This is a genomic window from Thiomicrorhabdus sp. zzn3 (assembly GCF_029767755.1).
In the GTDB taxonomy this organism is placed as follows: domain Bacteria; phylum Pseudomonadota; class Gammaproteobacteria; order Thiomicrospirales; family Thiomicrospiraceae; genus Thiomicrorhabdus.
On record NZ_JARUQS010000002.1, the window covers coordinates 301,644 to 324,229 of the forward strand.

Annotated in this window: 15 protein-coding genes; 9 read left to right on the forward strand and 6 right to left on the reverse strand. The window is 47.8% G+C overall.

The annotated features are described in order from the left end of the window. Nucleotides 1–20 precede the first annotated feature (20 nt). The 5 genes from QCB44_RS09040 (at nucleotide 21) to QCB44_RS09060 (ending at nucleotide 11,829) form a co-directional block, all read left to right on the forward strand. Entirely contained in the window at nucleotides 21–5,435 is a 5,415-nt protein-coding gene (locus tag QCB44_RS09040; protein WP_279409572.1) for a retention module-containing protein, read from the forward strand. Nucleotides 5,436–5,619: 184 nt separating this feature from the next. Beyond that, complete coding sequence (locus QCB44_RS09045; protein ID WP_279409573.1) at nucleotides 5,620–6,996, forward strand: Sel1-like repeat-containing protein kinase family protein; 1,377 nt, start codon at nucleotides 5,620–5,622, stop codon at nucleotides 6,994–6,996. Nucleotides 6,997–7,185: 189 nt separating this feature from the next. Next, on the forward strand, nucleotides 7,186–9,579 hold the full coding sequence (locus QCB44_RS09050; RefSeq protein WP_279409574.1) for a retention module-containing protein: 2,394 nt from the start codon (nucleotides 7,186–7,188) through the stop codon (nucleotides 9,577–9,579). Nucleotides 9,580–9,832: 253 nt separating this feature from the next. Further along, nucleotides 9,833–10,351, forward strand: coding sequence for an adenine phosphoribosyltransferase (locus tag QCB44_RS09055; protein WP_279409576.1), 519 nt, complete (start codon nucleotides 9,833–9,835; stop codon nucleotides 10,349–10,351). A gap of 77 nt (nucleotides 10,352–10,428) precedes the next feature. Next, complete coding sequence (locus QCB44_RS09060; protein ID WP_279409577.1) at nucleotides 10,429–11,829, forward strand: GGDEF domain-containing protein; 1,401 nt, start codon at nucleotides 10,429–10,431, stop codon at nucleotides 11,827–11,829. Between the two features lie 117 nt (nucleotides 11,830–11,946). Here QCB44_RS09060 and argH read toward each other — a convergent pair whose 3' ends face one another. Both argH and QCB44_RS09070 read right to left on the reverse strand, forming a co-directional pair. Continuing rightward, nucleotides 11,947–13,344: an argininosuccinate lyase gene (argH, locus tag QCB44_RS09065; RefSeq protein WP_279409578.1), complete on the reverse strand. Its 1,398-nt coding sequence runs from the start codon at nucleotides 13,342–13,344 to the stop codon at nucleotides 11,947–11,949. Between the two features lie 41 nt (nucleotides 13,345–13,385). Further along, nucleotides 13,386–13,991 carry a thioredoxin fold domain-containing protein gene (locus QCB44_RS09070; protein ID WP_279409579.1) on the reverse strand — a complete coding sequence of 202 codons (606 nt, stop codon included), beginning with the start codon at nucleotides 13,989–13,991 and terminating at the stop codon, nucleotides 13,386–13,388. A gap of 154 nt (nucleotides 13,992–14,145) precedes the next feature. Between QCB44_RS09070 and hemC the strand changes: the two genes are divergently transcribed. The 4 genes from hemC to QCB44_RS09090 all read left to right on the forward strand — a co-directional run bounded on the left by hemC (nucleotide 14,146) and on the right by QCB44_RS09090 (nucleotide 18,632). After that, the gene (gene hemC, locus QCB44_RS09075) at nucleotides 14,146–15,081 is read left to right on the forward strand and encodes a hydroxymethylbilane synthase (RefSeq protein ID WP_279409581.1); all 936 of its coding nucleotides are present in this window, start codon (nucleotides 14,146–14,148) and stop codon (nucleotides 15,079–15,081) included. 21 nt (nucleotides 15,082–15,102) lie between these two features. Beyond that, nucleotides 15,103–15,921, forward strand: a complete 819-nt coding sequence (locus QCB44_RS09080) for a uroporphyrinogen-III synthase (RefSeq protein ID WP_279409583.1) — start codon at nucleotides 15,103–15,105, stop codon at nucleotides 15,919–15,921. Continuing rightward, nucleotides 15,918–17,357, forward strand: coding sequence for a hypothetical protein (locus tag QCB44_RS09085; protein ID WP_279409584.1), 1,440 nt, complete (start codon nucleotides 15,918–15,920; stop codon nucleotides 17,355–17,357). The genes QCB44_RS09080 and QCB44_RS09085 overlap by 4 nt, the downstream gene beginning before the upstream one ends. Before the next feature lie 96 nt (nucleotides 17,358–17,453). Beyond that, nucleotides 17,454–18,632 (forward strand): heme biosynthesis HemY N-terminal domain-containing protein, encoded by a 1,179-nt coding sequence (locus tag QCB44_RS09090; protein WP_279409586.1) that lies wholly within the window; start codon nucleotides 17,454–17,456, stop codon nucleotides 18,630–18,632. Between the two features lie 13 nt (nucleotides 18,633–18,645). Here the strand turns inward: QCB44_RS09090 and QCB44_RS09095 are convergent, their stop codons facing one another. The 4 genes from QCB44_RS09095 to xthA form a co-directional block, all read right to left on the reverse strand. Then, the gene (locus tag QCB44_RS09095) at nucleotides 18,646–19,944 is read right to left on the reverse strand and encodes a GGDEF domain-containing protein (RefSeq protein WP_279409588.1); all 1,299 of its coding nucleotides are present in this window, start codon (nucleotides 19,942–19,944) and stop codon (nucleotides 18,646–18,648) included. Between the two features lie 65 nt (nucleotides 19,945–20,009). After that, nucleotides 20,010–21,041 (reverse strand): phospholipase A, encoded by a 1,032-nt coding sequence (locus QCB44_RS09100; protein WP_279409589.1) that lies wholly within the window; start codon nucleotides 21,039–21,041, stop codon nucleotides 20,010–20,012. 23 nt (nucleotides 21,042–21,064) lie between these two features. Then, on the reverse strand, nucleotides 21,065–21,742 hold the full coding sequence (locus tag QCB44_RS09105; protein WP_279409591.1) for an NAD(P)H-flavin reductase: 678 nt from the start codon (nucleotides 21,740–21,742) through the stop codon (nucleotides 21,065–21,067). A gap of 18 nt (nucleotides 21,743–21,760) precedes the next feature. After that, nucleotides 21,761–22,582, reverse strand: coding sequence for an exodeoxyribonuclease III (gene xthA, locus QCB44_RS09110; protein ID WP_279409592.1), 822 nt, complete (start codon nucleotides 22,580–22,582; stop codon nucleotides 21,761–21,763). Nucleotides 22,583–22,586: the final 4 nt, after the last annotated feature.

Here is a 22,586-nt window from a genome sequence, read left to right on the forward strand (position 1 = left end):
TTGAAGATGAGGATTGAAACATGTCGATGGTAGCTGGAAAGGTCACTGCGGTATCAGGGGTAGTTCAAGCGGTTAATCCGAGTACGGGTGAGGTTCGCCTCCTGGTTACAGGAGATCAGGTTTTTCAGGATGAAATGATTGTTACTGCAGTGACGGGTGGTGTCACCATCGACATGGAAAACGGTGAAGTATTGACGCTCGGCCGTAATACAGAAATGACATTAGATGAGGATGTTGTTGGAATCGCCTCAAATACTAACCCAACTACCGATGCGGCCATGGATGCGGAGGCTTTACAGCAAGCGATTCTGGCGGGCGAAATTGATCTTGAAGATTTGGAAGCAACGGCTGCAGGTGAAAGTAATACTTCAAGTGCGAATGCCGGTGCGCTAGACAGTGTTGAACGTCTTGGTTCAACGGGCGAGGTAACCAGCGGATTTGATACCAGTGCCACTGCAACCGATTTTACAACACGTGATTTCCAAACGGCGACTGCTCCGGAAAATACAGAGCCAACACCTCCTACGGAAGTGACGCCGCAAAACTTGGCAGTCATTGGATTAACTGGTGATGCCACCGTCATTGAAGGTGAGTCGGCTAGTTACACCATTAATCTTACCGATGAAAATGGCGCACCTCTTGTCGCATCAGAAGATTTAACCGTCGATCTTACCTATACCTTTATTTCTGCTGAAGGTGAAGACATTCAACAAACTACGACAGTAACGGTTCCTGCTGGTTCTAGCGCTGTTGAATTTAATGTGGCGACAATTGATGATGTCTTGGCTGAGGGCGCGGAAGACTTTGCTGTTTCCATTAACAGTGTGGTCTCCGGCGGAGGGCAGTTTGACTCAATTTCCATTGATGATGCACCTGTAACTACCACTATTCTGGATGACAGTAATCCTGGGACAGAGGAACCCGATCAAGAGACTGCACTCGTGTCCATCAGTGGCGCACAGGATATTGTTGAAGGTGAGACCTCAACGGCTTATACCGTAAGTGTGGATCAGCCAGCAAGTGATGTAACCAGCGATATTACCGTTCAGTTGAGCTACTCAGGTGTTGCAGAAGACGGCACGGATTTCGAGGGTGTAGCCGAAGTTACAATCCCAGCGGGCAGCAACAGCACCACTTTCACTATCGATACTATTGATGACGCTCTGGCTGAAGGATCTGAAAGCTTTACCATCACGATTGGCGACATCACCGATACGAACTTTGAAAATATTGCTGCTGACAGTACTGCTGACAGTGTTGTTAGTACGATCAACGATCAAACCGGTACAGACGAGCCACCGACACCAGTAGACACGGTCTATGCGGTACTGAGCGGAGATGCGACCGTTGTTGAAGGTGAAACGGCGAGCTACACAGTTAGCCTGGTAGACAAAGACGGCCAGCCAGTGACGCTGACCGAAGGCCAAAGCTACACGGTCGATCTATCGACCAACGGCACAGGACTGACGTTGGCGGCGACCGAAGGTACGGACTATGTGAGCCTTGATGGCGACACCCTGACCATTACCGGTACAGCGGATGGCGTCTCAAGTGCAGACTTCACAGTGAGCACAACCGACGACTACGTCGCGGACAACGGCGAGCAATACAACGTTGAGATCAGCAACGCCAGCAGCGCGGCGTTCGAGAACGCGGAAGTCCAAACAGGCAGCGTGACCACGACGATCACAGACTTGGATACTGTGCCAACAATTGGTAACTCTGCAATTGCTGTCTCTGAGGAAGGTTTGGATGATGGCATTGCTGATGATGAGGCTGGTACAGGTTATATAGATACAACAAATGACACTGTTGTTTCTGGAAGTCTTGCGATTACGGGCAATGGTACTGCATCGCTTGAAGTAGGCATTGATCTGAATTCTCTACCGACTGATTTATCTTCCGGTGGTGATGCGATTAGCTGGTCATATGATTCTGGGAATGAAGCAGTTGCGATTGGTTCAACGACTGATGGAGAAGCAATTCGCGTTGAGTTGAACGGCGGCAATTCATCTGTAAATACTTCAGGTTCAACGCCTCCAAGTTCTATTAGCTACACGGTTGCTTTAACTCAGCCTCTTGATCATGAATTTAATAGTCTTGAAGATGTATTGAGTTTTGATTTTGATGTCTCCGTAAACGACGGGGCTAATCCTGTTGACACTGGAACTATTACAGTTTCTGTAGAAGATGATATGCCTGAGTTAGGTTCATTTGCTGAACTAACCTTGGATAATCAGGATGGCGAATTCTCTACCGCTAGTAACGCAGGCTTCCTTTCTGGTGCAGACGGTTGGGATGATATTTCTCTTACAGGGCCTGAACTCGAAGGCGTTACCTATACATCAAGTTCTGAAGTGATTGATGGTGTTACCTATACTGTATTGACTGCGAATGATGGAACTGATGATGTTTTCACTATTAAGCTTGGGGAAAACGGGGACTATCGTTTTGAAATTCTGAAGTCCGATGCAGGAAGTGTAGAAACAACCGTTGATTTTGCACAAGTAGTCGCTGGCGGTCCTACTTCTGGCTATGACTTTGGTGATGTGACGGCAACGCCTAGCGGAACAAATGCTGATTTAAATCCGAGTACTACGGGACTAGCAGGTGATGGTAATAGTCTTCAAGTGGGAGAAGCCATTACTTTTACCTTTGATTCCGTGCAGTCGGGTGTAGATGAAGTCATCTTCGGATTGAAAGCTCCCCAGGGCGGTACATTTAACTATGAGTTCTATGATGGCACTACATCAGTTTCATCTGGCTCTGTAAGTACAGATGTTGCCGATGGAGACTTGCTGCTGTATGCGCCAGCCAGCTTCACGTCGGTTGAATTAACCGTTGTTGAGTCGCCAGCAGCGCTTAAAATCACTAGCATGGAAACAATCGATTTGATTACCGCTCCTGGTCAGGATCTGGAGTTTGGCGTCAATGCAACAGATGCCGACGGGGATAGTGTTTCAGGATCGATTAATGTTTCGATTAATCCTATTGAACCAGAATCCGTCCAAGAGGTAGATCCAGCGCCTATTAGTGTTGGTGAGACTCAGGTTATGGATTTTGAGGCCGCTGGTTCAGATAGTTCTCCAATTACCACGAATGTGGTGATTACGTTGGATCTATCGGGCAGTATGACTGAAAACAATGATGGTCCGAACGGTAGTGATATTGACCGTCTTGCTTTAGCTAAAGACGCATTGACTAATATGATCAATAGCTACGATGATATGGGTAGTGTTAACGTTAAACTGGTTACCTTTAGCTCAAGTGGAACCGTTGCAACCAATGCGGATGGTGAGGTTTGGATGACGGCTCAAGAAGCGATCGACATTATTGACGATCTGCAATCTGACGGTTCTACCAACTATGAAGATGCGGTTTACGAGACCTATCACAATTACTCTGAACCGGCTGCGGACCAAACGGTTGCCTACTTCATTTCGGATGGGGAGCCAACATCTGAAAATGATGACGGTGGTTCAGGTAAGCGTAAAGAAGGGGATGATGGTGAAGCAGGTTGGTTGGATTCTAGTTACCAAGCAGGTTGGAATAACTTTGTTGCCGACTATGTCGATCAGCTGAATGTGGTGGCTTTGGGTGAAGGTATCACTAATACGTCTTACCTTGAAATACTCGCAGATGCGGGCGGTGATGTATCCGATGTCATTGTGGTACGTGATGAAACGCAGCTGGAAGCTGAATTGACCCCGACCGATGTTACGCTAACCGTGAATGGTGATCTGACAGATAACATTACTTATGAAGGCGATACGCCTATCTCGTTTGATTCCATTACCGTCGGAGCGACGACTTATACGGCTGCAGACTTTGCCAACGGTCAAACGGTAGCGTTGGATGGGGATGGTGAACTGAGCGTTGACTTTGCTAATGGCACTTACACTTATACGGCCAGCGAGTCGGAGTTTGATGCAGATACAGCCAAGGTCTTTACGGTGACAGCCTCGGATGTCGATGGCGATGAAACCCAGTTTGATGTCACTATTAATATCAATGTGCCTGAGAATTTGCTTCCTGAAAGTGAATCAGAAATTCAGACAATGGATTTTGAGACAGCTGTATTAGAAAGCGTTACGACGAACGTAGTCATTACGTTGGATCTATCGGGTAGCATGACTGAAAACAATGATGGTCCGAACGGTAGTGATATTGACCGTCTTGCTTTAGCTAAAGACGCATTGACTAATATGATCAATAGCTACGATGATATGGGTAGTGTTAACGTTAAACTGGTGACCTTTAGCTCAAGTGGAACCGTTGCAACCAATGCGGATGGTGAGGTTTGGATGACGGCTCAAGAAGCGATCGACATTATTGACGATCTGCAATCTGACGGTTCTACCAACTATGAAGATGCGGTTTACGAGACCTATCACAATTACTCTGAACCGGCTGCGGACCAAACGGTTGCCTACTTCATTTCGGATGGTGAGCCGACAACTGATCAGTGGGGTGATGGAGATTACAATTATTTAAGTAATTGGGCACAAACAGGTTGGAATAACTTTGTTGCCGACTATGTCGATCAGCTGAATGTGGTGGCTTTAGGTGAAGGAATTACTGACACGTCTTACCTTGAAACACTCGCAAATGCCGGTGGCGATGTATCCGATGTCATTGTGGTGCGTGATGAAACTCAGTTAGACGCTAGCCTAACACCGGATATTACTTTGACGGTTAATGGTAGTTTTGCAGATAACATTACCAATGAAGGCGATGGTTCAATCACGTTTGACTCCATTACCGTCGGAGCGGCAACTTATACGGCTGCCGACTTTGCCAACGGTCAAACGGTAGCATTGGAGGGCGATGGTGAACTGAGCGTTGACTTTGCCAATGGCACTTATAGTTACACGGCTAGTCAGACTGAATTCACCGGCGATGCCACCAAGAGTTTCACTGTGACAGCCTCGGATGTAGATGGCGATGAGACTCAATTTGATGTCAATATCAACATCAACCTTCCGGATTCTAACGACATCATAATGGGGCATGGAGGGAATGATATTCTTTATGGCTATGGTGGTGACGATAGCCTGGATGGCGGCGCCGGAGATGATCTGCTTTATGGAGGTTTAGGCGATGATATTCTTACCGGCGGTGACGGTGCGGATCACTTTATGATCGAGCCGGGTAACCCTGGTGATGTCACAACAATTACCGATTACGATAAAGCGCAAGGCGATGTGCTGGATCTGAGTGAAGTACTTAAAGATACTTCGGTAGATGAGAACTCGTTGGATCAATACCTTCAATTTGAAGGTGTCGATACCGATAATGATGGAACGGATGATAGTACTAAGCTCACCGTCTTTAAGGATGATAGTAAAGACACGAATAATGTTGAAACCATTATTCTTGAAAACAATGATGCACAAACTATTGATGATCTAAATATTGATTATCAGCATGATTGATCAAAGCTAATTTAAAGCGTTAAGGCCTCTTTTGAGGCCTTTTTTATTTGTGGAATTTGGTTATACTGATTTTGTCTTATTTATAAATAAGACAAGAGGTTATTTGCCTTTGTTCCGTTAAGAAACAGGATTTTTTTAAACGCTTATACACCAGGCCTGTTGAGTTTTGAAAGGTAAAAAAATAATGAAATTTTTTCAAGAAATTGTTCTTCCGGATCAGGGATTATTAGAACAGCAAGCGGATATTAAAAGCTTTAAGCCTTTTAAAACGGGGGCTCAATCCGATCTGAACAGGCCTGCTCGTTTTTACCGTATCAAGCAGAAAACCGAACAGGGCAAACAGCGTCAATTGCTGCAGGTGGTCGATAATCTGCAAAACCATTACGCGTTAAAACGGCAAAAGGATTTGCTGCATTATCTGAATCGATTTGAAAAAGTATTCTTGCGTTTTAATGAAATCCGAAAAGTGGACATGCGCTATTTGCTGTTTTTTGAGGATGGCGGCAAATATACCTTAAAAACCGTTGTGCGAAAAAAGGGAGGCTTGTCTGCCAAAAAAACACTGCAGTTGATGGCCGAGCTGCTGAAGGCGCTTGAGATCTTGCATCATGTCGGTTTTGTGCATGCCGCCATTCGTCCTGAAGCCATCTTGATGGGCAAAAAACGCGCTTACCTGATTGACTGGTGCCAAGCCTTGCCGGAATTAAGTTCTTATGAAACCGAATTATTGCCTGAGGAATGCCGTTACTGTCCCCCGGAGCGCTTAAATGGTCAACATGATGTCAAATCGGATGTTTATCAACTGGGGTGTACCCTCTATTTTGCTTTGACCGGCAAACATATTTTTCGCCTTGAAAAAGAAGAGAGCGTTGATCGGCAAATTTGGGCGCATACGCACCACTCGATCAGAAAAATCAATCGTCTTCCGGTTTTCTGGCGCTATCTGATTCTGTGGATGACGCAAAAAGATCCGCAAAAACGACCAGGCCTGTTGGAATTAAAAGACTGGCTAAAACATCAGACTGTTCCTAAGTGGGTGCGAAAGCAGGCACACCCGTCCATCGAAGGGTATCCGGACGATTGCATCAGTGCGTTGGCCGATGAGCATTATGATTTTGCGATATACCAAAAGGCGCGACGTTTGGAAGCAGAAGGCAAATTAGAGTCGGCTTTTAATCTGTATGAAAATGGGGCTTTTCGCTCCTATTCGTTAGCGGAATTCAGGCTTGGAAGAATGTATTTACAGGGAAAATGTGTCAGTGCATCCAACAGTATGGCGGCCCATCTTTTTCAGCAAGCCTCTAACAAAGGGCATCCAACCGCAGCATTTAATTTAGCCAAAATGTTCGAACTTGGAATTGGCTTACATGTTGATAAAGAAAAAGCGATGCGATTGTATGAATATTCTGCCTTACGAGGTGATGCCGATGCTCAGTATCGTTTGGGACAACTCTTTTTACATGGTGAAAACTCAGACCTTAATCAAGCCATGAGTTGGCTCAAGTTGGCTGCCTATTACGGCTATGCTCGGGCTCAAGTGTTACTCGATGAAATAACGTAATCCTTTCTAATCTTTAAGAAAAATACCCTTAAAAGGTGATTGAAATCAATTTTGAGTAATGTTCTGATTAATGAGAGTTCTGATGGGTGTACCTTAGGACAATTGGAAAAGTTCTGTTAATCATTAACATTAAAAGTGAAAACAGGATTTTTACTGGCGAATTGCCAGAAAGTGAGAGGAGGGGGGATCATGTCTATTCTTGCTGGAAAAGTGACTGCCGTAAACGGCACTGTTCAAGCTGTTGATACAGCGACAGGGGCTGTGCGAATTCTTGCAGTTGGCGATCAAGTTTATATTAATGAAACCATTTTAACGTCGGTGAGTGGCACGGCTACTATTGAATTAATAGATGGTGAATTGCTGACCTTAGCTCGTGGAACCGAAACCGTTCTTGATGTGGATTCATTAGGTCTCGCCTCATCTATTGCATCGGCAGAAGATGTTGAAGCGCTGCAAGAAGCGATCTTGCAAGGTGACGTGAATTTGGAAGAACTTGAAGCGCCAGCTGCGGGGGAAGGCGGTGTCTCCAGCTCCAATGCTGGTGCCTTGAACGTGGTTGACCGTATTGGAGCTGAAGGAAATGTCACCAGCGGTTTTGATACTGTTGGCGTGACATCTGAAGTTGCTCAGCGTGATTATATAGAACCCGCTTTAACAGAGAACCAAGCGCCTACGGTTGATGTGGTGGCTATTGCCGTACCTGTAGAGGGTGAAGCTGAAGCTGGTGATACCGTATTCACCTTCACCGGTTCCGACCCAGAAAACGACGAATTGACCTACCAGTTGATTAACGACAACAACGGCTATCTCGAACTCGAGCTAGACGGAGGTGTTCCGACGGGGAATAAAATTATGACCCAAGACCGAGCAGATGCGATTAACGCCGACGTTCCGATCAGCTCCCTGGTTGCTGCGGTCGAAGTCAGCGATGGCGAGTTGACCGCCAGTGACAGCGACACCACCTCAGTGAGCCCGGTGAATGACGGTCCAAGCGTTGACGTAGAAGCCTACGCGACCTTCACCGAAGGAGAAGCCGTGGCCGGAGACGTCGCCTTTACCTTCACCGGTTCCGACCCAGAAAACGACGAATTGACCTACCAGTTGATTAACGACAACAACGGCTATCTCGAACTCGAGCTAGACGGAGGTGTTCCGACGGGGAATATCATTCTGACCCAAGACGGAGCAGATGCGATTAACGCCGACGTTCCGATCAGCTCCCTGGTTGCTGCGGTCGAAGTCAGCGATGGCGAGTTGACCGCCAGTGACAGCGACACCACCTCAGTGAGCCCGGTGAATGATCTGCCTGAGGCTGAAGACGTTGTGCTTCACACCGATAATTTAGCCGGCGATCTTGTTGTGGATTCGATTCCTGTTGTGGAAGGAGAAGGGGAAAACACGATTGTGTGGACTTCGACCGGAAACAATACGTTGTTCTCGAATGGTCAGGAAGTAACGGTTGACTATGGTGACACGCAGGATACGCTTGTAGGAACTGCCATTATTGATGGCGAACCCACTACGGTATTTACCTTGTCCCTAAGTTTAGAAGGAGATGAACCGACTTTTTCTTTTGATCAAAATGCCAGTTTAATGTCGGGCTATACCACTACGGATCCGATTGATTTCGGTAGTGTTCATGGTGGTAGCGGTGAGGCTTACGGGTTTGCCCTGTTTGATGACAGTGGGGAATTGGTTGCCACTGCTCAAGCGACGGCCGATGGTGATCAGGATGCGGTAAATACCAACAGCAGTATTATGGGGGTTGATAACACCTATATTGATGCGGGAGAAGCTTTAACCATTGACTTCTCTGTCGATAGCGGAACCTTTACTCAAGACGATGTCACTTATGAATACACGGCTTCTGGGGTGCAGAGTCTTTCGGTGACCTTGGATGCACAAGCGGGTAAAACCTCTTTAGCGACTTATACCATTTACGGTGTGGATGCTGACGGTAATGAGATTTCATCGGATATTCAATCGGTAACCGTCAATGGCGAAGAAACCCTTGTGATTAGTACAGAGGATTTAGCTGGTGCTGTCTATATTGATAAAGTGGTCTTTGGCGCAGAAGATACCTCAAACTGGCCTTATCAGTTAAGCTTTGATGCGATGACGACTTTGGATATCGATGAAGATGTATCCATGACATTCCCTTATCAGGTTGAAGATATGGACGGAGACTATGCTGATGCCAGTGTGACTGTCAATCTTTATGGAGGTGATGAAGAGGTTGGGTTTGTCTATGAAGGCACGGACGATACCCAGGATGTATTCGATATGGACGGTATTGGTACAGATGTTACGATTACTAACTATGACATTGCGGATGATGTTTTGGAGGTTTCAGATGTGATTGAAGATACCGATGAAGAAGTCGCTGTGAATACATTAAATGAATACCTCGAATTTACTGCGGTAGACAGTGATGGAGACGGTAATGTTGATGACACTCAAATTGATATTGCCTCCAAAGGCGAGTCTGATGCGACCAGTGAGATCACCACAATTTACATTCAAGACCAAGTGCTGGATGAGGACGATCTTGATGACATGAATGTTGATTATCAGGATAAGTAATCAAAAACTGAGCTTAAGTAATTAAAAGCGCCTTTTTAGGCGCTTTTTTATGTTTGTTCAAGTGAATCCTAAAAACTTAACAGGCCTGTTGGGGTTGTTTTGAATGTGATGCGTCAACACGATATAGAGATATAATAATTTTCTTATTGTCCGATCAGTAATTTTCATTGTTTTTCTAAATGGATTATGAGAATAATGATTTTTCATTATTCAGGTCGTAAAAAAATCTGATTAATTAAGGAAGCCTTTACCTATGTCTCAACACCCTTTGGCACAATATCTGGACTCAGTCCCCGATTTTCCAAAACCGGGCATTATTTTCAGTGATATTTCCCCGCTATTAAAAAGCCATTTTGTCGAAACCATTGACGCAATGAGTGCCCTCTTTAGCGAAGAAGAGTGGCAAAACATTGATTGTTTGGCCGGTATTGAGTCGCGCGGCTTTATTTTTGCCTCGGCTTTGGCCTATAAGCATAACAAGGGATTTATTAAAGTACGCAAGCCTGGAAAGTTGCCCAATGTTTGCGCATCGGTGGATTACGGTCTGGAGTACGGTTCCGATACCTTGGAAATGCAGAAAGGGGATGGTAGCCGAATTGTGTTACTGGATGACCTGATTGCCACCGGCGGTTCTATGGGGGCCGCAGCGGAGCTGTGCGAAAAAGTGGGCTATGAGGTAGTGGGCACGGCTTGTTTAATTGATCTGGCGGCGCTCAACAGCTTTACCTATAAAGGCGAAAAAGTACGTTCGGTGATTCAATTAGCCGATTAAGTTGCAATGGCGTAGCTCGTACTGGTTGATAATGCGTTTTTACATATAAACACGGCAACTCACAAGGGATGTGAACGATGCATATGCCTCGAATTACCCGAAAAATTTTTACCGATCAGTTTATCTGGATGGTTACGCTTGGCCTGACGGTCGGCTTTATTTTTCCACCATTTATGATTTTGCTCGGCGTGCCCGAGGCGAATGTGATGACGCCTCTGTTTTACAGTGCTTCGCTACTGGCCGGTTTTTTTATGGGCGTGATGAACTTCGGCCTGGTGCACTTTGTCGTGAGACCCCACCTCAAAGAGTTGGCTGAACGTATGAAGCTGATAAAGAGCACAGTCAACGATAAAACCTATCAAGAATCGGACGTGCACTGTATGGGCGACAGCTGCTTTATCGAAGCCACTTCCGATGATGAATTTGGTGATAGTGCGCGCGCTTTTAATGAGATGGTCCAAGCGTTGCAAAGTGCACATGAAGTGGAATACGTCTATACCAGTTTCTCGAAAGCACTCTCCTCTAACCTGGAATTGGACGGTTTGGCTAAAGAGGCGATTCACATGCTGATAGAGCATACCGTGTGCAGTGCAGGGGGCTTGTATATCGAATATGAAGGCGATATGAAGCTGGTTTACGCTCAGGGAATTGTCAATGCGGATCAGCTTGCCGGTCACGAACTGTTGCATCAAGCCATGAATGATACGTCGATCGAGAGAATTACCCTGCCGGAAAATATCCAAGTAGACGGTCTGCTGACACGTTTTCGCCCACAAGAGATTGTGATTGTGCCGATTCTGTTCAAACAGCGTCATTTGGGTGTGTTTGTTCTCGCGTCTCCGGTGCATATTAATGAACAATCGGTAGGCATGATTAATATGTTCCGTCAGGGAATGGGCTTGGCGCTGAATAATGCGATCGCCCATGAAAGCTTGCAGCGTCTCGCGGCCCTTGACAGTCTCACCAATATTTATAATCGTCGCTTTGGTCTGAAACGCCTTAAGGAAGAGTTTAAGCGCATTCAGCGTAACGATTCTCCTCTGGGCGTGATTATGATTGATATCGATCACTTCAAGCGCATTAATGATACCTATGGCCATTTGGTCGGTGATAAGGCGATTGTCAGTGTTTCCAAGAGCATCTTGGATACCTTGCGTGAAGGCGATGTACTGGCGCGCTACGGTGGGGAAGAGTTTATGGTGATTCTGCCAGGTGCTTCCGAACAAAACTGTTGGAATGCCGCAGAGCGTATTCGTCGTTTGGTTGAAGACCTGAGCTTAAGAATTAATGACCAAGAGATCAAGTTTACCGTCAGTTTGGGCTATGTTTCCTATCCTCAAATTGAAGTAGAAGATGAAATGGCTCTGTTGCATCACGCTGATCAGGCGCTTTATCAGGCTAAAGAGACGGGGCGCAACCGCATTGTCGCCTATTCAGATTTAAGCATTGACGAGAGTGCACAAAAACAGATCGCGTAATCGCCGTCTTTCAGATATAAAAAAACCGCCCGATGAATTTATCTCATCGGCGGTTTTTTTATTTTGCAGACTTTTAAAAACTCAACAGGCCTCCTACCAGGCCTGTTGAGTTTAAGTTTACAGTTCGTTAAGCCAGTTACGCGCACGTTGTACCGCCGCACGTACCTGAACGGGGGCAGTGCCGCCTAGATGATTACGTGCTGCAACTGAACCTTCAAGCGTCAGTACCTCAAACACATCCTCTTCAATTTTGTCGCAGAAGTCCTGTAAGGTTTGCAGAGACATTTCGGACAGATCTTGACCGCTTTGAATACCGTGCGCGACGGCTAAGCCGACCACTTCGTGAGAATCACGGAATGGCAGGCCTTTCCCTACCAGGTAATCGGCTAGGTCGGTGGCGGTCGAGAAGCCGCGTTTCGCCGCTTCATAGGTCATCTCACGCTTGACGATCATGGCCGGAACCATGTCGGCAAAGGCACGCAAACACCCTTTTACCGTATCTACGGTGTCAAACAGCGGTTCCTTGTCTTCCTGGTTGTCTTTGTTGTAGGCCAACGGCTGTGATTTCATTAACGTCAGCAGGCTCATCAAATGGCCATAAACGCGCCCACTTTTGCCGCGCACCAGTTCCGGTACATCGGGGTTTTTCTTTTGTGGCATGATGGATGATCCGGTACAGAAGCGGTCTGGTAAATCAATGAACTGGAACTGTGCCGAAGACCACAGTACTAACTCTTCCGAGAAGCGTGACAGGTGCATCAACAGCGTTGCCGCAAAGCCGGTGAATTCGATGGCAAAGTCACGGTCGGAAACGCCATCCAAGGAGTTTTCACTGATGCGATCGAAGCCAAGCAGCTCCGCCGTATAGGTGCGGTCAATCGGATAGGTTGTGCCGGCCAGCGCCGCAGAACCCAAAGGCATGGTGTTAACGCGTTTGCGGCAATCCTGCAGGCGCTCTACGTCGCGTTTCAGCATTTCAAACCACGCGAGCATGTGATGGCCAAAAGTCACCGGTTGTGCGGTTTGTAGATGAGTAAAACCAGGCATGATCGTATCTGCTTCGCGTTCTGCCAATTCCACCAGCCCACTTTGCAAACGCTTGAGCTCTGGCAGGATCACGTCAATCTCATCACGCAGATAGAGGCGAATATCGGTGGCGACCTGATCGTTTCGCGAACGACCGGTATGCAGTTTTTTGCCGGTAATGCCGATCAAGTCGGTCAGGCGTGATTCGATATTCATGTGAATATCTTCCTGCTTGATGGACCATTCGACCTTGCCCACTTCGATATCCGCTTGAATTTGCGTTAGCCCTTGGATAATGTCGTTCAGTTCTTGCTCATTTAAAATGCCCGCTTTGGTGAGCATTTTGGCATGCGCGATCGAGCCTTGAATGTCCTGTTTATACATACGCTGATCGAACTGGATCGAAGCGGTAAACTCTTCTACAAAGGCGTCGGTGGACTCGCTAAAACGTGCGCTGGAAAGTTTTTCCTGGTTATGTTGATTGCTCATACATCTCTCAACTGTGTTTGTTCAATTTTGGCCCTCCGCCGTCACTCCGAGGGAAGCAGGCCCTGTTGTTCATAAAGTTCCGGTGTGGCGGGCAGGCGAAATGGCGTGCCCATTTTTTCATAAGCCATGTTCAGGTTACGGTGGATCAATCCGGCATACAGCTCGATATTTGAGATACCGACAATTCTTGGTGCCACTTCACGTCCGTTGCCATCGATGAAAATGACGGTGGGCGTCAGATCAGCATTCAACTGATAGGCCCATTGCGATTTTTTAATCGGTTTGCCATCGAATCCTGGAATCAATGCCTGCTCGTCCACACCGACATGACGCATTAATACGGCTTTACCGTCATAATTCGGGTTCATGGCCATGGGGTTTAAAACCGCTTCGTTCAGCAGACCGCAGAATTCACACCACTCAGCGCCAAACATCAGCATAATCGGCAGCCCTGTTTGGTGTGACTGTTGTGCCAGCAACTGCAAATTTTGCAGCTCTTTAAATGCGCCGCTATGAGCTCCTGGCTTGCCGCTTTGTGCCCAGGAGGGTGAACTCACGGTGGCCAGTGTCAAAACCAAAAAACAGGCTAAAGTCTGTAAATGTGACCACACACGATTTTGTCTGTATTGGCTTTGTGAATGTTTCATGGTCGTTTCCCGAGCATAACTCAAATCTTAAGCGCTTATTTTAACTAAAACTTTAAGTCGGTTTTCAGTAAAATGGCCCAATCGTCGGGGCTAAATAGCCGAAACCCGTAATCACCGGCACAGCGGTCGGTGAGTAAACCAATTGGATGGATGAATGAAAAAGACCTTACGAATCGCAACTCGCAAAAGCCCGTTGGCCATGTGGCAGGCCGAATTTGTCAAAGCGGAACTGGAAAAAGCACATCCAGGACTGGAAATCGAGCTGTTGCCAATGTCGACCAAGGGCGACAAGATTCTGGATGTGCCTTTGGCAAAAATTGGCGGGAAAGGGTTATTCACCAAAGAGTTGGAAGATCGCATGATGGCGGGAGAAGCCGACATTGCGGTGCACTCCATGAAGGACGTGCCGATGGTGTTGCCGGAAGGATTCGCTTTGGGTGCGATTTTAGAGCGTCATTCTCCCACCGATGCATTTGTTTCCAACCAGTACGCCTCTTTTGATGAGCTGCCACGAGGTGCGATTCTGGGAACCTCCAGTTTGCGCCGTAAAGCGCAGTTGATGGCGCAACGTCCCGACTTGGATGTGCGCGATCTGCGCGGTAATGTCGGTACCCGACTGGGCAAGTTGGATGCCGGAGAATATGATGCGATTGTATTGGCCACGTCCGGTTTGCAGCGCTTGAAGCTGGATGACCGTATCCGTCACGAGCTGAATCCTGAGGTGTGTTTGCCGGCGGTAACGCAAGGCACTTTGGGTATCGAATACTTCTCTGAAGACGCCGAAACCTTGGAAATCATCAAGGTATTGAATCACCCGCAAACCGAAATCCGCACCCGTGCCGAGCGCGCCATGAACCACCGCCTTGAAGGAGGCTGCCAGGTACCAATCGGCGTGTTTGCCGAACTGGATGGTGATCATCTGAGTATGCGTGGTATTGTCGGTACACTCGATGGATCAACCATTTTACAGGCCTCTATTGACGGACCGAGCAACCAGGCGGAAGCCTTAGGCGTCGCCTTGGCAGAAGATTTGTTGGCTCAAGGCGCGCAGAAGATTCTCGATGAGGTGTATTCGGCCGAGCAACGCTGATCGGTTTTGGGAGATTTTCCTTTGCTTCAGTTTACTTTGCTCAATACCCGGCCGGAACAGCAATCAGCCGGGCTGCAGCACAAGCTGCAAGCGGCTGGCGGACGGGGAATAGTATGTCCGACACTGGAAATCGTGCCGGTCGATTTGCCTGAAGCAAAGCGTGGTGAGATCGCTGGCTACAATAAGATTATCTTTATCAGCGCTAATGCGGTCAGGCGCTTTGCAGAAGAAGGTTTGGATGCAGAGCTGTCCCAGCCGAGCGAATCTTCTGTGAAAGCGCCCGGTTTGTTTGCCATCGGTCAGGCCACCGTAAAGGCCGGCAAACCGTTGAGATTGAATCTGCAAACCGCCGAAGGCGCTCGGTTTGACAGTGAAGCCTTGTTGGCGCGAGCGGATTTGCAGTCTCTTCAAGGGCAACATGTTCTGATTGTTAAAGGCGAGGGCGGTCGTGATAAACTGCAATCAGAGCTTGAACAGCGTGGTGCTCAGGTTGAGAATCTGATTCTCTATCGCCGTCAAGCCAAAGCGTTGTGTATGGATGTCTGGCCCACGTTCTTACAAGCGCCAAATCCTTTAGTGCTGGCGACCAGTTCTGCAAGCTTAACGGCATTGTTGAACGCAGTAGAACAGGCCGAGCGAACGGCACAGAGCAAAGGGCATGAAACGAAACAGGCCTGGTCAGATTGGCTGAAAGCACAAACCTTAATTGTGTTTAGCGAACGTATTCGCGAGACTGCGGACCAGCAAGGTTGGAAAGGCGCGATCTCAGTGGTTGACACTCAGAGTGACGAAGGAATTGTGCAAACCATACAGGGTATTTTAAGGAAGAATTCGGTATGACAGAACCGGTGACCCCCAAAGCGGAACGCCGCGTGATTGATGGAGAGGTGGTGGACAACTCGGCCACCGAAACCGTTGAGAAAGAAAATGAACCGTCAATGAAACGGCGAGCGGATCAGAGTGCTCGAGCCTCAACAGAGGAAGCACGAGGCAGTGCCTTTTCACGCAACCGCCAGGCGGCCTCTGAAGAAGCATCGAATTCATCAGGCCGGTTAAGTCTGTTCTTTGACGGCAGCGGCAAAAGGGTGCTATTTAAAACCGTTCTATGGGGCGGTTCGCTGGCGGTGATTGTACTGACTTTGATTTACACTCGCCCGGATCAGGACTGGCAAATCGAGCACATCAACCGCCTGCAAAGTCAGGTCGCCCAACTGCATGAAACCAATCAGCTTTTGGTGGCAAAGATCGAGCAGCAGCAGAAGATGGTCGATGAAAAAGTGGCCGAACTGCTGGCTCGACCTGAAAATCAACCTGTCGTTAGCCAAGCCGATTTGGAGGCCTTGCAACACACGATCGATCAAAAGCTGGAAGCCATGAAAGTGCAGCGCGAAGCATTGCAGCAACAGCTGCAAACCTTGAGTGAGCAAGCGCAAACGCAGTGGCAAAAACTTTCTGATGAAGCCGGTAAACGGCTGCAGCCGAGTGAGGAAGATGTCCTAGCGTTACAGCAGTTCGAACAAAAAGTGCAAACCCAGTTAAGTGAAATGGGAGATGCACTGTCAAAGCTGTTTGAATTCCGTGATCAGGAGTTGCAACAGCAGCCTGCTGACCCTGCAGCGTCGCAGATAACACCTAAATTGACTTCAATCCAGCTGCAAAAGTGGATGCTGGAGATCAATGCCCAATGGTTATTACAACGCAACCCCCTGCAAACCCAGCAGCAGTTGTTGGCGCTCGAACAAGCATTGCCGATGAGTGAGTTGGAGCATCAGACCGAGGTGGCGCGTAAAATCGGTCAGGATCTACAAACCCTGGACGGTTACGCTCAATACCGGCAGCAGGCGCGCGCGCAGCATCAGCAGTGGGTTGCAGAGTTAAAACAACTCGCCGCATCACTCCCGAAAAAAGAGATTACGCAATCCGAGCAATCGCAAGAGGCTGGGCTCGCGCCAGCCTCGGCGGTCGATCAATTTCTACATAGACTGAGCGGTTTGGTCTCACTGAAAAAACGTGAAGAGGCCGAGAGCCTTGGGGAAGTGGAATCGTTACTGCAACACGATGTGCTGTTGCAGCGCCTGAATCTGCTGATAGAACGGGTGCAGTGGGCGCTGATGATTGAATCCAAAACGGATCTGATCGACGCGTGCGATGCCTTACAGGCGTTTGTAACCCAATCCTTTTCCGCTCAAGCAGACGAATTTGGGACAATTTTAAAGCAGGTTCGCAGTGCACGCTTATTGCAACCTCAGCCTTTGGCCATTATTCAGGGTCGTTAATCTTTTTGTGTCAGGCCTGTTGAGTTTTTAATTTAGGTTTGCTGTACAGGGCGCGCAAACAGTCAAAAGCGCAGTGTTCGTACAGATAGGAGTTCAATGAAACAAGTCATCATTTGGGCATTGGTGTTTGGATTAAGCACCGCGCTGGCAACCTTGGCGCTGTATGACAGCGGCCGTCTTTCGATGGTGTGGGGCGACTGGATTATTGAAACCAGTCTAAGCTTTGCACTGGCCGGTGGGGTGCTTGGCTTCTTGCTGGTTTATCTTCTGATGCGCCTCTTGATTACCTTATGGCAACTGCCCAAGCGTTTAAAGCATCGCAAACGCCTTAAACGCTATAGCAAAGCCGAAAATGCAATGGCAAAAGGCATGATTGCCCTGGAATACGGTGACTGGCATCGAGCGGAAAAGCAGTTGATCAAGAGCGCTAAACACAGTGAAGCGGGCTTGGTGCACTATCTGAGCGCAGCCAAAATGGCGGATAATCAACAGGCCTATGAGCGTCGTGATCAATATTTGGCGCAGGCGCGAGCCGAGTATCCCGAGGATTACGTGACCATTGGTCTGGTTGAAGCTCGTTTGCTGGGCGATCAGAAACCGGATGTGGCGCTGACGATTTTGGAAACGCTGCACCAGCAACATCCAAAACAGACGACGGTGCTGGCAGAGTACGCCCGACTGTTGCAGAGATTGAAGCTATGGGACAAGCTTGAAACGCTTTTACCTAAGCTTAAACGTAGCTCGGCGATAGACCGTGAACATTTTGCCGAACTGGAGGTGCAACTGTGGGCCGGCAAATTGGCGAGTGTGTCTCGAGAAGAAGAGCTGGATGCTCTGTGGCAGCAGTTAGATAATCGGCAGAAATTGAATCCCGATATTCTGAGTGAATACATTGAGCAGCGTTTGGGGTGGCAGCAGGAAGTCGGTTTAGCGGATTGGATCGAGAAAAGTCTGAAAAGGCAGTGGAATGATCGGCTGGTGTATCAATACGGTCGACTGACCTTGGGACCGGCCTTCGAGCGCCTGAAAAAGGCGGAGCCGTGGGTGAAGAAACAGCCGGAAAACCCGGTTTTATTGCTGACTTTGGGACGTCTAGCTTGCCGTAGCCAAATGTGGGGGCTGGGTCAGAGTTATTTGAAAAAAAGCTTGAGCTTACGGCCTGAAATCGAGACTTTCCATGCCTTGGCGCAATGTTATGAGGCCGAAGGCGAAGAACGCCAAGCGGCGTTGACCTATAAAGAAGCGATTTTGCAGCTAGAGAAAAAGCAATCCTAAGCGCTCTTCTAAACTAGTTGTTTGGATTGTTCGGTAGGGTGTTTTCTATCGGGGACAGATTGATCAGCGCTTCATGCATCAGCTGTTTCGAGGTCACGCCATCTTCACCGTAAGTAGCCTGGCCGATTTGAAATTCAAAATGATACTCCCTGGAGGTCTGAACCTCACTTTTAAGCTCTTGGCTTAAATGTTGTTTGAGCCCTAACACTCCGGCCTGGTCGGTTTCCGGTGCGATAATGACAAACAGGCTATCGGTAATGCGAAAAATCAAGTCGGTTACCCGAGTGTGATTGACGAGTTGGTCGCTGAACTCGACAGTCGCCGCACTTTTTTGCTCCTCATTCAACCCCTGATTTGCAAGGTTTTGATCAATCGGCAGGACTTTTGCCAGTTTGACGACAATCACTGAAAAAGCGTGCTCATAACGTTGAGATCGCAGCATTTCATATCGCATGACCTCGTTGAACCTATCCTTGTGAAACACCCCGGTTTCGTGTTCGGTGACGATCAAAGCATCAAGTTTGCTGTAGATGCCTTGAATCTTATGAATGTGTTTACTGATCTCTTCATCAATGCGGTCGATTTCCAATATTTCGTTTGGTGTTCTTTTCCAGTCAGTCTCTTGAGTTTTGGTATCCAGTTTCAATTTAGCAATGCGTCCCGATAAAGTATGCAACGGCTTAATAAGCTTGTCCTGCAGTAAACGCTGCGTCAGAAAAACTCCGATTGTGATAAAGGAGAATAGAAATAGGACGAAAAATAGCAGCATGGAGACGGAGGAGATATATTTAACCGAAATGGGCGCTTGAAACGCCATGGTTCCGGCCAGCTGACCTTCGCGGATTGATCCTGCTTGAACCGCTTGCATATGGCAGGTTAGGCACTGTTTTTCAAAATAGATCGGATAGGCGGCATAAAGCTTTCCGTTGACAAGATCGGTGTCATAGGCGATGGTTTGCTTTAACTTGGCTTCATCCATTTGGCGAATGACGCTTTCGGGCGGCGTGGCTGACGCATGGTTGTGGGTTTCAGTAAAGGGTTCGGCTTTTAACAGATAAAAAACCGCATTCGGAATTTCTTGCTGTAAATGTTGCAGAATGATTTGAATATTTTGCGGCTGCCAACCGGTTGCTAGATGCAGACTGATTTCGTCGTGGCTGGTTTTTTGCAACTGTTTCAGATCGTTTTGAATATTGGCCTTGAGCAGTAGGTAGCCGGGAATCAAGGTAATCACAAAACTGATAATGAAGCTGGCGGCCACGGCTATGGCGATCTGCTTCAGCATTAACTTTTTAAAAGAGATTGTCTGCACCGATTGCGTCCTCCCTGTGTAACGGATCTAAATTCCCCAATCCCGCTCCGAGTAAGGGGCAAATTTTAGATGCGATCCGCTAACACTACGCCTATACCGATTTTATTATGGTGGTGGTCCATGTCGATTAAACTATCGCCATAGCCGTTGAACCACTGTACATAGCCTTTGATTTTTTTCGTCAAAGGATAGGTGTAATCCAATTGAACAGAGCCGTAGGGATTGACCAAGTAGCGGTTGCGTAGGGTCATGCCCAGTGTATGTTGGTTAAAACGGTAGCCCAGCTCAATTTCATAATCGCCTAAATATTTCGCATAGTCAAAACTATTGTCAAACTCGTCATCTTCTTCAAAACGCTGCCAGGTTTTAAAACTCAGGTAGCCTTCTGGACGCTGGAGCAATCCTTGAACGAATACGCGATTCCAGCCGCGGGACAGGAGACCGGATTGACCGTTGGATTGATGATTAACTCCAATTAATATTTTGTGCAGATTGAAGTCAAAGATGTCCAGGTTGGCGTGAAATTCAGCCCACAGTTCCGGTTCGTGATTGGTTTCACGGAACGGGATTGAATCTTTGTCATCGAAAAACTGCCAGAAAGAACGGTTGGTATAGGCTGCGTAAACATCAAAGGTATCGTAAATCACTTTTTTAGCAAGGGGAAACTTGAAGCTAACCTGAAATTGCAGCTCGCTGTTTTCGTAGTGCAGTGGCGTGTCTGGGTTTTGCAGCTCAAAGGGGGTCTGATTGACGTCGGACGTATAGTGCCCAAAAATCGCATAGTTGAGTCGATGTGGCGTGATGACAAATGGGTTCTTTTCGGTTAAGACTTCACTTAAATGACGCTTAGAAAGCGGTTGTTCTGGGGCTTTTATGTTAGCGCATTGTTGTCGAATTTCTCCAACAGTCAGGCTGTCTGAGCCATTTAGTAGCATATTGTGGATGCAGAGATCATAGGCGCCGGGAACCCAGTCGGTCAGGTTTTCCACCGTTAGGCCGGGTGGGGAGAAAGAATCGGTTTTAGAGTCGCCTGTAAGCGCATCGGCCATTAGCAATGAGGGGAGAATGAGAAGGCTAATGGCGATGAGTTTTTTCATGGAAGAGACCTTGTAATGAACAGTCAGTGAATGCAGGCGACGGGATCGAGTCCGGCGGCGGAAAAGTCTTTTTTGGCCGCTTCAATCATTGGCCAGGGCCCGCACATAAAGACAGTCTTATGCTCCAAAGAGGGGTAATCTTTAAGCACTTGCTGATGCACCAGTCCGGTCAAACCGTCCCATTGAGGGTCGTCTTCCGAAATCACGGGAACATAAATTAAGTTGCCATGTTTGCGTTCCAGGTCACGCATTTGGTCGTGCATATACAAGTCTTCAGAGTGACGAACCCCCCAGTAGAAATGTAAAGGAACTTCAGTGTTTTGCTTCAAATACTCATCAAGCAAGGCTTTCATAGGTGCAAAGCCAGTCCCGCCGGCCACAAAAATAATCGGTTGGTGGGCAGGCTGGATCTGCATCTGATCCTTAGGGCCCTGCATCACTAATGTATCTCCGGGCTCGACGGCAAATAGCCTTTCCATCCAAGCGCTATCTGCCTGCTTGCGGATGTGGCATTCAATCAAGCCGTCCTCTCGGGGCGCGGACGCAATGGAAAACGGTTTGAGGTCTTCACGCTCAAATCCGAGCATGATGTACTGACCCGCCGCATAGGTGACGGGGAAATCCGGGCGTAACAGCAGTTGAATGATGTGTGGAGTAAACTTTTCACAGTGCACCACTTTGAGGGTATGAAAATCGCTCATTAAAGTTCCTTAAAGTGGTTACGGTTTAAATTCGGTCCATACCGGTGCATGGTCGGAGGGTTTTTCCATGGCTCGAATGTCGTATCCCACTTCACTGGCCACAGCCTTGGCATTAAGTGGTTCGGTGGCCAAAATTGTATCAATGCGCAGTCCGCGGCGAGGTTCGCGTTCAAAGCCTCTTGAGCGATAATCAAACCAGCTAAACACATCGTTTACATCCGGATGAATGGTGCGGAAGGTGTCTTTGAGCCCCCAGCGTAGCAGGCGATCCCACCATTCACGCTCTTCAGGCAAGAAACTGGTTTTTCCGTCACGCAGCCAGCGTTTGCGGTTTTGCTCACCGATTCCGATGTCGATGTCTTGAGGTGAAATGTTGAAATCACCAATGACTGCTAACGGTTGTTGTGGGTCGCAGTCGCTATGCAGGTAGCTCATGAGGTCCTGGTAAAATTTGGTTTTGGCTGGGAATTTAACCGGGTGTTCTCGATTCTCTCCCTGTGGGAAATAGCCGTTAATGACGCGTATGATGTCGCCCGTTTCAAAACGAAAATCGCCGATAATCATGCGTTTTTGAGCGTCTTCACTATCGTCTTTCCAGCCTTTCTGACTGTCAACTAATTCAACACCATTACGATAAAGCAGGGCGACGCCATAATGCGTTTTTTGTCCCATGAAAATGGCTTGATAGCCCATGGCTTCAATTTCAGTCAGCGGAAATTCGTGATCCTGAACTTTCGTTTCCTGAAGGCCGATGATATCCGGCGCAATTTGATCTGTTAAGGCCTGTAATTGGTGCAAGCGCAGACGCACGCTGTTGACATTAAATGAGACGATTTTCATAACC